Below are 12,877 nucleotides of genomic sequence, written 5' to 3' on the forward strand. Positions count from 1 at the left end.
GTGATGAACACGAAAACGACTGTGCTTGGACAGACCTATCAATTTCGCGATTTGAAAGAGATTTTCGCGAAGGCAAATGAAGATAAATCAGGCGACCAGCTAGCTGGTATCGCCGCTGCTGATTCCCGGGAACGTGTAGCTGCCAAGCAAGTTTTGGCTGATCTGACATTGGCGGATATCCGCAACAATCCGATGGTTCCGGCAGAAGAAGACGAAGTATCGCGTGTGATCGAAGAAGGCATCAACGAAAAGATTTACAGCGAAATCAAAAACTGGAGTGTAGCTGAGCTGCGCGAGTACATCTTGAGCCATCAAGCTGGCGATAATGAACTCAAGCGAATCAGCCGCGGCTTGTCCAGTGAGATGATCGCAGCGACTGCCAAGCTCATGAGCAACCTGGACTTGATCACGGCTGCGTCCAAGATCAAAGTTGTGACGCATGCCAACACGGCAATCGGTCATAAGGGCGTATTGGCTTCTCGTGTACAGCCGAACCATCCATCCGATAACGTACAAGGAATCAAGGCATCCCTGTACGAAGGATTGAGCTACGGAATCGGCGATGCGGTTATCGGGATCAACCCGGTTATCGATACAGCCGACAGCGTGAAGGATATTTTGAACATGACCAAAGACGTGATGACCAAGTTTGATATCCCGACGCAAAACTGCGTATTGGCTCACGTTTCCACGCAAATGCGTGCCATCCGTAATGGGGCACCAGCAGACTTGATTTTCCAAAGCTTGGCGGGTAGTGAAAAAGGAAACAATGCATTTGGTATTGATGTAGCACTGTTGGATGAAGCAGATGAGCTGATGCGCAAACAAGGCACTTCCTACGGGCCGAACTTCTGGTATTTCGAGACAGGCCAAGGCTCTGAGCTGTCTGCCGAGGCGCATCACGGCATGGACCAGGTAACAATGGAAGCACGCTGCTACGGACTTGCTCGCAAGTACAATCCGTTTATCGTGAACACAGTAGTTGGCTTCATTGGACCTGAGTATTTGTACGACAGCCGTCAAGTGATCCGTGCTGGACTGGAAGACCATTACATGGGCAAAATGCACGGTTTGCCGATGGGCTGTGACGTATGCTACACGAACCACATGAAGGTCGACCAAAACGACATGGACAATCTCGGTATTTTGCTCTCGTCGGCAGGCGTTAACTTTGTCATCGGCGTAGCGATGGCTGACGACGTCATGCTCAACTATCAATCGACGAGCTTCCATGATATTGCGGCATTCCGTGAAGTAATGGGACTGCGCCCTGCTCCTGATTTTGAAAAATGGCTGGAGAAAATGGGCATCATGGAAAACGGTAGGCTGACTGCAAAAGCAGGCGATCCGACAATCTTCATGTAAGATCAGGAGGTGAAAGACGGATGGAACAACAATTAGATTTCTTGGTAGATAAAGTAGTAGCAGAACTGCAAAAGAAGCTGGGTGAGGCCACAGAACAAGCTCCGTCACCAAAAGCAGAGACGGGCTTGATTCAACTGAGATCGGAATCAAAGGCAGAGCCGGTAGCGAATGCGACGACGGCGCAAGCTCCTGTAGTGAACGAGCAGCCTGCTCCATCAACAGAACCAGAGAGAACCACACATGTACCGAATCCGAAGTACAAGGAAGGCTTGGATGAACTGCTGTCCAGCACGCCAGCGCGCATCGGAGTTTGGCGTACAGGTGTGAGACCTTTGACCAAAACGATGCTCGAATTGCGTCGCGACCATGCTGCGGCTGTAGATGCTGTATACGGTGAAGTCAGTCAAGCGGTACTCGATCAGTACTCCTTGTTCACAGTGGAAACACAGTATGACAACACCGAAAACTATCTAAAGCGTCCGGATATGGGGCGCGTCCTCACTGAGGAAGGCGTGCGCTTGCTGCAAGAGCGCGGCCAAAAGAAGCCACAGGTACAAATCGTCGTTTCAGACGGCTTGAGTGCTGCTGCGGTGGATGCAAACCTGAAAGACGTACTTCCATCCCTGATGGACTCTCTGAAAAGCTACGGACTGACCTGCGGCACTCCGTTTTTTATCAAGGGCGGACGCGTAGCCAGCATGGATCACGTTGGCGAGATTTTGGAGCCAGAAGTATTGGTGCTCCTGATCGGAGAACGTCCAGGATTGGTTACAGCACATTCCATGAGTGCGTACATGTGCTACCGTCCACGCAAAGGTATGGTAGAATCAGAGCGTACAGTGATCTCGAATATTCATCGTCAAGGTACTTCTCCGGTTGAGGCGGGTGCCCACATTGGGACCATTCTCTCCAAAATGCTGGAGCAAAAAGCAAGTGGTGTGAAACTAGTCTTGTAACATGACGAGGAGGATTCAGCATGACATTTCGTAGAAAAAAAGTAGCCGTCATCGGTAGTGGTTTTACAGGAGCGACAACTGCGTTCATCATGGCGCAAAAAGAGCTGGCTGACATCGTTTTGGTCGATATCCCTCAATTGGAAAACCCAACAAAGGGTAAAGCACTCGACATGATGGAAGCTTCCCCAGTCCTTGGCTTCGATGCTAGCATTACAGGTACTTCTGACTACAAAGACATCGAAGGCTCCGATATCGTAATCATCACAGCAGGTATTGCTCGTAAGCCAGGTATGTCCCGCGACGACTTGGTAGCAACGAATGCAGCCATCATGCGCTCTGTTGCTGAGCAAGTGAAAACATATGCACCAAACTCCATCGTACTCATCCTGTCCAACCCGGTAGATGCGATGACCTATACATTCTACAAAACGTCCGGTTTCCCGAAACACCGCGTAATCGGTCAATCCGGCGTACTGGATACAGCTCGCTTCCGTACGTTCGTAGCGATGGAACTGAATGTATCCGTAAATGACGTAACAGGCTTCGTATTGGGCGGTCACGGTGACGACATGGTACCACTCTTGCGTTACTCCTACGCTGGCGGCATCCCACTCGAAAAATTGATCCCACAAGATCGTCTGGATGCCATCGTCGAGCGTACACGCAAAGGCGGCGGCGAAATCGTAGCTCTCTTGGGCAACGGTTCCGCTTACTATGCACCTGCGGCAGCTCTGGTAGAAATGGCAGAAGCGATCTTGAAAGACCAGAAGCGCATCCTGCCATCCATCGCTTTGCTCCAAGGCGAGTATGGCTACAACGATATCTACCTGGGTGTACCAACTCTCTTGGGTGGAAACGGTATCGAGCAAGTCATCGAGCTGGATCTGACTGCTGCTGAGAAAGCAGCATTGGATAAATCCGCAGATTCCGTTCGTGCTGTTATGAAAGTAGCTATGCCATAAGCACGGGTTTAAAATGAAAGCTTCGCCAGATGTTTTGGCGGAGCTTTTTTTACAATGTGGATGGAGTAACCGTAGTGGAGGGAAGAAGCGGATTTCCAGTCTACGCTTCGGCCTACGCCCTGCTGAGGGCGGGTTCTGTTCGCTCCGAAATAAATAGCGGGAGCGCTTCAAAAGTAGAGTTTCAAGGATGTATTTGCAGAGGTTGAAGCTGAAAACCCCCGCTATTTATTTCGGAGCTGGGTAGGGCTCCAGAGGCGCTAGGACTGGAAATCCGCTTCTTCCTACGGGGCTGTATTCGCATGAAAGCTGATTCAAGAGGGCGTAATTGTCACGTAGTGCAAACACCTGTAAGACATTGGAGGAATTGTGCGGAAAGTGACGAACTAGTTTAATAAAATATGAAGAAATGTAAAGACGAATCTACCAAAAAAATATATTTTATTGTAAAATAAAGGAAAAATTTAGGGGATGATTCTTTATGGGGGGGCTGCAAGGGACATTGCACTGGTCGCTGCGGTCAGAGATTGAAAGACACCGTAGAGAGTGCGGCTATACCTTGAGTAAATTAGGTGAATTAACGGGCATCAACCATGGGAGCTTGAGCGAGATTCTGAACGGAAATCCACCGCGGGCTATGACCATTGGTCAATTAGATGCGCTCGCTGCGGTGTTTGGTCGCGAGCCAGGTTGGTTGTACGAATTGTATACGGAAGAATGTATATCAGAGGGGAGAATATCGCGCCCTCGGTTGATACCATATTTGATACGATGTGCAGAGGTTGGGCGGCAGGATTGCATAGAAGAGGTTGTTCCTAAATTGTTGGACAACCCTAAAAATATTTCGACCCTCTTTTTAGTGGCGGAACAGCTATATGAAAGCGGGAAACAAAAAGAATCCATACCTTTTTATCAGGCTGTCGTTGATAGCGAGAAGGATGGACATTCTGAGCAATTCGTAAGGAGTCAGTATCGATTGTTTCGGGCTGCACTCGGGACCAATTCTGAAGAAAATGGGGAGGCAGTTATTCGGTTTTCCCCCTATCGGAATAGGCTTCCTGAAAACTATCAGCTGGATGCTTTATTTCAATTAGCGCGGGTTTCTTATGCTTTGCAGAAATGGAAGAAGTCGGAACAGTACGCTGATGAATTACGGTATCTTGCGGAAACGATTTACATACATGAGTTGGACAGATTGAAAAGAGATAAAAAAAGTGAACTGCCTGAGACAGAACGTCCTCTTGTGTATTATTACGCCATGGGACATTTATATAAAGGCGCGACATTGGAAATGCAAGGAATGTATGCACAAGCCAAGTCGTATGTACAAATTTATGCTGATCTAGGATGGTTTGAGCTGCTGGATGAAGTTGGACATCAAGAGGTAGAGCGGTTCCGGATTTGGGCAAAGGCTAACTTATACACATTAGAGGTATTGGCTGGTAATACCAACACCATTGAGGAGTATGCCGATTATCTTGAGAGTCTTCCCCCAAATGAAATACTTCCTGGTTTAATTTCTATTATAAAATCAGCTAATATTTACGATTTTTGTGTGGATGAAATATTAGAGCGCTTTTCAATGCACATCGCCAATTTTGGTCAATATACCGACGCAATTCGTTTGGACAGGCATATTCGATTTCGGTATCAGGCAGCCATTTATGAATTCGGTAAAGGGCGACTAGAGAAAGGGATTGAAGAAACGATATGCTGTCTTTCTTTAGCCAGTTTGATAAATCGCTTTGAAGATGCTCTTAAATGCATAGCGTTATTTGAAGAGTACCGGCAACATGCATCGCCAATACAAGTGGAACGATATCAAACCATTGTAACGGGCAGAAAAAAGGAGAACATTCTTTCTAAAAAGAATTAGATAGTAATACCTGTAACCTTGTTATATGCTGTTTTTTGGCAGATTTACACAAAATCAAGGAGGTTACATCTATGAAAAGTTTCTTTCTATCACTGGTTATGGTTCTAGCTTTATTTACTGGTTCTCCATACACAGAGAAGCCCCATAATATCAGTATAATTATGTACGACCATGGAACAGAGGGCTAAAGAATTGATATTCATGGATAGTTAGTTAAATAGATCGAGATCGAAAAAACATCCCTCCGATGGGATGTTTTTTTCTATTCAATTTTTCTTAGTCAGTGAATTTCTGCACATCCCTGTATAGTAATTATATGTAATAAATTGTAAAAGAGAGGGGGCGTTGGATATTACTGCTATCGCAAGTATTTTAGATATGGATGTTTCTCTTCACCCTGAAAACTCCCCCAAAAGAGGAGCAGCATCAGCCCCTAAAAGTAGGTGTACGATCCGGGGCATGGTAAAGGAAATCGGTTGCCACTTAGAGTTGGATAATAGAATCGAACAGCTACGACTGGAAATGATGGAATTGGCGGGAAAGTATGGTCTCGTACATGATAAGGTTTTGGCTGTAAGCCAACAATTGGATAAATATATTGTCATTGCACAAAACAGATTGAAAACGGAAAAGTAAGGATTAGATCAGTCCTTCTCACACTTCAAGGCCTCTAAAACCCTCCATTAACCTATTATCTATCTAGGCAATTGCCGACTCTTGACATGTTTGAATCATAGTATCGAACTGGATTACGAATTGATAGGAAGGTCAAGTAGTATTTTTTTTAAAAATATAAATTGTAAAATGGAGGAAAGGTTCTAGGGATGATCCTTTATGGGGGGCTGCAAGGGACAATGCATCGGTCGCTGCGGTCAGAAATTGAAAAATGCCGGAGAAAGCACGATTATACATTAAGCAAGCTGGGGGAATTAACGGGCATTAACCCTGGAAGCTTGAGTGAGATTCTTAATGGAAATCCGCCGCGGGCTATGACCATAGGGCAATTAGATGCGTTTGCCAAGGTATTTGGACGCGAGCAGGGTTGGTTATATGAATTATACCCGGAAGAATGTTTGTCAGTGCAGAGAATTTCGCGCCCACGATTAATACCGTATTTGGCTCGATGCGTGGAGGTTGGGAGAAAGGATTGCATAGAGACTGTTGTTTCCATATTGTTAGAGAATCCGAAAAACATCTTGATTCTGTTTGTCCTTGCAGAGCAACTATATGAGAAAGGGCAACTGAAAGAGTCAGTGCCCTTTTATGAATATGTGATTGAGAATGAAAAAGATAGCTATTCTGAGCACTTCGTGATGAGTCAGTATCGGTTATTTTGTGCTGTACTAGGGACAAATGCAGAAGAAAATTGGGAGAATGTGATTCGGTTTTCTCCGTATCGAAATCGGCTTCCAGAGAACTACCAGCTCGATGCTTTATTCCAATTAGCACGGGTTTGTTTTGCTTTGCAAAAGTGGAACAAATCAGGCGAGTACGGTGACGAGTTACGGCTTCTTGCAGAAACTGTTCACATGCATGAATTGGAGAGGTTAAAAAGAAACAAAAAAGGGGAACCCCTGAAAAACGAGCGCCATCTTGTCTACTATTACGGAATGGGACATTTATATAAAGGCGCAGCACTGGAAATGCAAGGACTGTATGAAGAGGCGAAGCAGTATGTGCAAGTTTACGCTGATTTAGGAGGGTTTGAATTACTTGATGAAGACGGACGTAAAGAGGTAGAAAGATTCAAAGTATGGGCAAAGGCGAACTCCTACACATTGGAGGTGTTGTCTGGCAATACAAGCATCATTGAAGAGTATGCAGACTATCTCGAGATCCTGCCCACCAATGAAATACTTGCTGGTATGATTTCTATTATGAAATCAGCAAATACCTACAATTTTTGTGTAGATGAGATATTGGATCGCTTTTCTTCGCAAATTGCTAGTTTCGATCAATTTACAGAAGCAATAGGATTAGATCGACACCTCCAGTTTCGGTATCAGACAGCCATTTATGAGTTTGGTAAAGGGCGGATCGAGAGAGGGATTGAAGAAAGTATACATTACCTTTCCCTAGCAGATTTGATGAATCGACATGATGAGGCTCTTACATACATAGCATTGTTTGGATGGTTAGGGAATTTGAATAAACGAATAGGGAACCAAAACGAGTTAGGTGGCTAGCATCCTGTTAGGTCATTGTGAATATATCGTAGATTGATGAAACATCCTCTGCCAGGATGTTTTTTTATTCCATTTTTTGCAGTCGGTAAAAACCCGCATAACGACATATGGTTAATTATGTAATAAATATAAAAAAGAGGAGGTGGTGACAATGTTCCATGAAGCAATAGAAATCTAAGAACATCTCTAAAAAGAGGAGCCGCAGGTGTCACTAAAAGCAAGTGAATAATCCGGTGGTAAAGGAAGTAGGGTGAGTCTTATAGCAGCAATTGCATTTAAAAAGGGCATTCCACCCCTTCGACAGGTTAAAGGAACGCCCGCAGGAGGAGCAGTTACAGCTCCTATAAGTAAATGTATCATGCTACCTCTAGATCGAGAAGGAGTAACCTATTACAATATTGATCACTTGAAAAACATTGTGGAACAATTGCGAGAACAATTGGTGCAAATGTATTTAGAGAAGAATGATTTCTTGGATGATGAAGTCGTGGCATTAAGCCAGCAATTGGATCAGTACATTCTGGTTATTCAATCAAAAATGATGAAAAAATGAAAGAATTAATTTCTACAGAATTAGATCAGTAGCGCAAAGATGTAGAAACATGAAAAGAGGGAGTGGGGAAGGCTATGAAGAAATTCAAAAGAGCATTAGTGCCTTTTGTCGTATTCTCATTGTTATTTGCTCCTGTGTCAGTCTCGACGCCTGCATCTGCTGAAAGTACAAAGGAAATCGCTGAGACAGAAGAAGTCATTGATTTCGAAAACCTTCCCATACAGCTGGCGGAAGGGGTAACACTGGAGGAATTGGCGGAGGCCATCAATGAACCACGCATCCTTGAAAGCAAAAACGTAACTATTATAGAGAGCAGCACAGCGGATGAAGTCATCGGAGAGCGTCAAATGGTGTATAGCCCCAATGCAGCACCAGTTACAAAAGAAGACGATTCTAAATTTGACTTCGGTGCCTTCACTTATGAAGAAGCTGCCGAAGCCGATGGAGCTAATGAGGTTGATGAATCTGACATAAGTGAGGTTAGGGCTGCTAATCCGATGAGTGTGTTTCCTAGACCTGTTGGAGTGTTCTTTGACCACATCATGACAGCCGACTGGGCAGGCGGTGATATATACTCGAATATTAAAGTATCCGCCGTGATCGGTAGCGTGTCCTCTGTATCGGCTACTCACTCTATCACTCGCTCAGTAACAAAGGACGGGAAATATCGAGTAGAAAGAACGAATAAACCATATTGGAGACCCCCTTACGTCAGTCTATCACAGGATAGGGTGCGCGCGAATGCAGAGACTTACTGGTGGTCAGGTACTTTTACCGGCACTGTTACATTCCAGAGTGGTAGTTCCGCACCTATCGACACATTGAAGGAAGTAAAAAGTATCCTGACTAACAATTTAGGAGAAATATATCCAGATTACGTCGATCCCCAGTCCAACATTGAATTGATCAAACCGCCCGCTGACTTGTTGCCCCAGAAGAGAGAGAGGGAGCCGGGGTATAAAGCGAAATTCGAGAAACATTATACTAATCACTACGGCGCCCCTCAATACTTCTCTTGGGATGAAGTTGAAATCCATCACATGATCCCATTACAATATTGGGGAACAAACGATATGGACAACTTGATTCCGCTTCTCAGAAAAGAATATACCAACCAGTACATCCTGTATCATCATGAAGTCACTAAGTGGTGGGATAATTACCGAAAATAAACGTAAAAACGGACTGTCATTTGAGTGGCAGTCCTTAATTTCATTGGAGGGTGTGAGAGCAGAGTGAGTAATTCTATTGACCGCATTTTAGAAAAGATTAAAGGAATAAGAGAAATACTAAACGGGGATTTGCGTATTATCGGCGAGGAGTTTGAGTTCATTTTTTATAAATCTAACGATCCTGGCACCGAGATAGAGATACTAAAATCGTTTGATTTACCCGAGGATTATGTCAGCTATTTATGTCAGTACAGCAGAGCCGCACTATTTCGGGACTTAGAATTTGGCAGCAGTCGCTGCACGATACTCAGCCCTCACAACATCATTGATTATTGGAAAGGGTATAGTATCGACCATCCTTACTATCCTATCGCTTGGAGCAGCCATTCATTAGGCTGTGTGTGCGTGGATCAAGACAGAATACATAGTGGTAACGGCTATCTTACATGGATTGAATCGATGGACCTCGACAACCCGATTGATATAGACCTGACATTTACGGAGTGGCTAGATAAGCTAATCGAACATGAAGGGAAGGAATTCTGGATTACACCTTACGAAGAATAGCAACGGACGCGAGAAATCGCTTCTGTTTTTGTTTCCAGAAAATCCTTAACAATTTTTTCTGTTTCGTGGTGTGACCCCTACCATTGCTCACAGGAAGTCTTGTTAATTTTGCGTTTACACAGGACCAGACTTCTCCCTCTGTTTTAGAGAATATTAATACGGAAGACCTAAAAGAACATCCAGATGTTGAGGAATACACTCGAAATCAAGGATTTGAACATCTAGGTGACAGTTCGAGAATAGAGTGGGAGTGAGAAATACGAGCTTTTGTCTGAGGAGTTATATCTTGAAAAACAAGAAAAACCAGAAGCGCTGCGAGACATTTACATTAGTGGAAAAAATGGAAGAGGTAACTAGCAAATTAGGTCTGGAAAAACCTAAACTAGCCAACGCTGTCATTAAAGAAAATATACTAGTTAAACGTAATAATATGTCCGCTAAGGCCCGTCAGGAACCCATCCACTATTACTTATCGTATAAAACCGTCAAAATGTTGGCTCTACCCCTCTTCACATTGAACTGATGTCTCACCCCCATCTTTAATAACAATCAATTGAGTTATTATATTGAATTTTATACAATTTAAGGTAAATCAGGTTTTATGAGGAGTGCGGTTGATCTGCCTAAGATATGTCGTAATGCTTTGCTTGTTGTAGTTCTTAGCTCAATAACTGTACTTGGCTGCTCTAATATTTCTGAAAAAACTGAAGATATCACTGTTAATTCTGCTCAATCGGACACTTTGGATAAGGTGAAAAATGGACAATTAGAAGGTGTCTTAATAGGCATTGGAGCAACAAAGAAAGAGGTTCTGGATAAAATCGGAAATCCCGTCAAGAGTGGAAATTCTGAGTATGGAATCACAGTATATTATGAGGGTTTTGATTTACAATTCGAAGACTATGCTAATTCAATTGATGAAGTAAAGGATACGAGTAAAGTCGTCCTAATGAATGCCGAACCAAAGACTGTTGGAATGACTGGAAAACCTGAGGAAATCAAAAAAAACTTAGGAGAACCCGCTAGAGAGTTTATGGATGACTCAGGTGATCATACGTTTATATTGGAATATGAAAATAATGGGAATATACTAAGGTTTACGTTTGATTCAAAAGAAAGTCCAGTAAAGTATGTTACCCTTCGAGTCCAATAAACCAGACTATCTGGCTTATTTTGGCCTGAATTCTGAAAAATTAGTCCATAAAAAAAGAGACGGTTCTCCCGCCTCTTCTCTTTTACTGTGTAACCCAGTTAACTCTGTTTTTCTACCATTCCGTTTCCGTTTTGTGTTCAATGACTGGCAATAATTTTGGTTCAATTGCTTTCATCATTTGTTTCAGTGAATGCTCGGTGATCGGTCCTCCATCACCTTGAAGTTGTCCTCTAGCCTGTGTTTCTGCAATCACATCAATCACTTGTTGTTTCGAGACATTTTTAGATGCTGCAATCTCCACAACAGTTTTACCTTTTGCTAATTCTTGCTTTAATTCTGTCGCGCTCATTTTTAGTAAAGCAAACAGTTTTTCATCGTTTAAAAAGGCATCAGCGGTATAATCAGGCTTACCATTTAAAGAGAATAGACCTTCTACTTTCATGTTTGAAGGTTTTGGACCTGTAGGAATACCTACGATCTTAGTAACACTAATGGTATTGTCCTGAACAAAAACCTGGTAGACCGGTTTGTCAAACATCTCATTGGTGTAATTCAACATCCATGTTCTTTGATTTGGATTCTCCATTTGCTCTATAGCAACCTCGTACTGTTCGACGTTGCCATACATTTTATCAATAAGATGATTTACCTTCGCCTTGATTTCCTGATCGGTTAAAGTAATGAGTGACTTCTCCTTAGGCTCCCAATTCTCTTGAATCACGTGTTCAATCTCACCCGTATTACCGTTTGTATGGAGGGTAATCTTTTTGCCGGTTCCTCCTTTTTCCTGTAGTACGATGCTTGTTTGGTTCACGTTGATTAAATTTTTCCCTTTGGATACATCACCTTGAACGTTGCTTGCATCGATAATCTCAAACGATTTTGTTTCGGGAAATGCGAGATACAGCTTTTCAAGCGATGATTTGCCAACCTCATCCACCTGGATTTGTTCAGTAGTCATCGTTGTTCTTGTTGGCATTTCAATCACGCCAGAAGCCGCAAATGCTGCAACTGGAATCAAAATGGCAGTAGCAACCATTCCACCAATTAATCGTTTTTTCATAGTTAATTCGCTCCTTTTTTGTTGTAAATATTGAGATAGGATTGTTCTATTTGTTCTCTGAATAAGCAGCTTACACACTATATTGCCTCTTTAGCGGAAAAAGGTTCGGTCCATATCTTATTTTTTTGCATCGTGAGCAGACCCCATGCCCATCAAGAGAAGGAATTTGTCTATCATTTTGTAGGAAGGAGAATACTAATGATTAGCATTAAGAATCTAAAATCCACAAAAAAAATAGCACTAGCTACTATTGGTTTTATAGCAATTGCAGGATTTGCTGCTTACTATATAGGTGACTTAAAAAAACAAAATTTTCTTTATTCCAGTGATTCAGATTATAGAATAGTTTCTGGTGAAGCAATGTTAACCGAGACATTCACTGACGTGGAGGGTCTAGCTGAAAATGCAGATATCATAGCCGAAGCTGAAGTTATTTCTCAAAAAAATAACCCTAATTATGAAAGACTAGATGTGTATACAGTCTCTGAATTAAGATTAACGAAAGTCTATAAAGGTGATGTAGAGATAGGTGATACAGTATCTGTACTGGAAACTGGAGGGGAATTCGATGAAAGAGAGGCGGCCAAATATTTCGCAGGAAAGCCAGGACCTAAATTAGTGAATGATGATAATGGTGAACCCAGAATGACATCGGTAGGGATTGAAGGAAGTATTCCTATGAAAGAAGGAAATAAATATTTTGTTTTCTTAACAGAAGATAAAGATGACGTCTATAACATAGTAGGGTCAGTTCAAGGAAAAATAAAGATTAATGACGAGGAAACCCTTGTATCCCAAGTTTCATTGGAAGTAATAGAACATAATAATCTTTATTTTCTGCAAGAAAATTATTCAGGGCAGAATATTTCTGAGCTTAGAAACGAAGTTGAACAACTCCTTTCTTCCCCTCCCAAATAGCTCCCCAAAGTCTATCTCAACTACAAGATCATTACGAAGTGGACAGGAAGAGAAGATAACTGATATTACAATGGAAATCGGGGCTTAGGTGCTCCCTGTTTTCGTTGTA

General features: G+C 42.9%; 13 protein-coding genes. 12 read left to right on the forward strand and 1 reads right to left on the reverse strand.

The genetic code is table 11. The features are described 5' to 3' along the window. The first annotated feature begins 3 nt into the window (after nt 1-3). The 11 genes from HP399_RS02340 to HP399_RS02390 all read left to right on the forward strand — a co-directional run bounded on the left by HP399_RS02340 (nt 4) and on the right by HP399_RS02390 (nt 10,787). Entirely contained in the window at nt 4-1,365 is a 1,362-nt protein-coding gene (locus HP399_RS02340; protein ID WP_007720091.1) for an ethanolamine ammonia-lyase subunit EutB, read from the forward strand. Between the two features lie 20 nt (nt 1,366-1,385). Further along, nucleotides 1,386-2,321 carry an ethanolamine ammonia-lyase subunit EutC gene (gene eutC, locus HP399_RS02345; RefSeq protein WP_173619832.1) on the forward strand — a complete coding sequence of 312 codons (936 nt, stop codon included), beginning with the start codon at nt 1,386-1,388 and terminating at the stop codon, nt 2,319-2,321. A gap of 20 nt (nt 2,322-2,341) precedes the next feature. Continuing rightward, a complete protein-coding gene (gene mdh / locus HP399_RS02350) occupies nt 2,342-3,283 on the forward strand; it encodes a malate dehydrogenase (RefSeq protein ID WP_015893779.1) in 942 nt (313 codons plus the stop codon). 478 nt (nt 3,284-3,761) lie between these two features. Continuing rightward, entirely contained in the window at nt 3,762-5,156 is a 1,395-nt protein-coding gene (locus HP399_RS02355) for a helix-turn-helix domain-containing protein (RefSeq protein ID WP_173619831.1), read from the forward strand. Nucleotides 5,157-5,615: 459 nt separating this feature from the next. Next, complete coding sequence (locus tag HP399_RS02360; protein WP_228088435.1) at nt 5,616-5,792, forward strand: aspartyl-phosphate phosphatase Spo0E family protein; 177 nt, start codon at nt 5,616-5,618, stop codon at nt 5,790-5,792. Between the two features lie 218 nt (nt 5,793-6,010). Further along, a complete protein-coding gene (locus HP399_RS02365; RefSeq protein ID WP_228088436.1) occupies nt 6,011-7,342 on the forward strand; it encodes a helix-turn-helix domain-containing protein in 1,332 nt (443 codons plus the stop codon). A gap of 250 nt (nt 7,343-7,592) precedes the next feature. Continuing rightward, on the forward strand, nt 7,593-7,895 hold the full coding sequence (locus tag HP399_RS02370) for an aspartyl-phosphate phosphatase Spo0E family protein (protein ID WP_173619828.1): 303 nt from the start codon (nt 7,593-7,595) through the stop codon (nt 7,893-7,895). A gap of 74 nt (nt 7,896-7,969) precedes the next feature. Then, nucleotides 7,970-9,067: an HNH endonuclease signature motif containing protein gene (locus HP399_RS02375; RefSeq protein WP_173619827.1), complete on the forward strand. Its 1,098-nt coding sequence runs from the start codon at nt 7,970-7,972 to the stop codon at nt 9,065-9,067. A 63-nt stretch (nt 9,068-9,130) separates the two neighbouring features. After that, a complete protein-coding gene (locus HP399_RS02380) occupies nt 9,131-9,634 on the forward strand; it encodes an SMI1/KNR4 family protein (protein ID WP_173619826.1) in 504 nt (167 codons plus the stop codon). A gap of 286 nt (nt 9,635-9,920) precedes the next feature. Continuing rightward, on the forward strand, nt 9,921-10,157 hold the full coding sequence (locus HP399_RS02385) for a hypothetical protein (RefSeq protein WP_173619825.1): 237 nt from the start codon (nt 9,921-9,923) through the stop codon (nt 10,155-10,157). A gap of 78 nt (nt 10,158-10,235) precedes the next feature. Beyond that, nucleotides 10,236-10,787: a DUF4309 domain-containing protein gene (locus tag HP399_RS02390; protein ID WP_173619824.1), complete on the forward strand. Its 552-nt coding sequence runs from the start codon at nt 10,236-10,238 to the stop codon at nt 10,785-10,787. Nucleotides 10,788-10,899: 112 nt separating this feature from the next. On the opposite strand, the gene HP399_RS02395 is transcribed toward HP399_RS02390, so the two are convergent. Then, nucleotides 10,900-11,850 (reverse strand): hypothetical protein, encoded by a 951-nt coding sequence (locus tag HP399_RS02395; protein ID WP_173619823.1) that lies wholly within the window; start codon nt 11,848-11,850, stop codon nt 10,900-10,902. 198 nt (nt 11,851-12,048) lie between these two features. On the opposite strand from HP399_RS02395, the gene HP399_RS02400 reads away from it, so the two are divergent. Continuing rightward, nucleotides 12,049-12,768, forward strand: a complete 720-nt coding sequence (locus HP399_RS02400) for a hypothetical protein (RefSeq protein WP_173619822.1) — start codon at nt 12,049-12,051, stop codon at nt 12,766-12,768. Nucleotides 12,769-12,877: the final 109 nt, after the last annotated feature.

It is taken from the genome of Brevibacillus sp. DP1.3A (assembly GCF_013284245.2).
Classification (GTDB): domain Bacteria; phylum Bacillota; class Bacilli; order Brevibacillales; family Brevibacillaceae; genus Brevibacillus.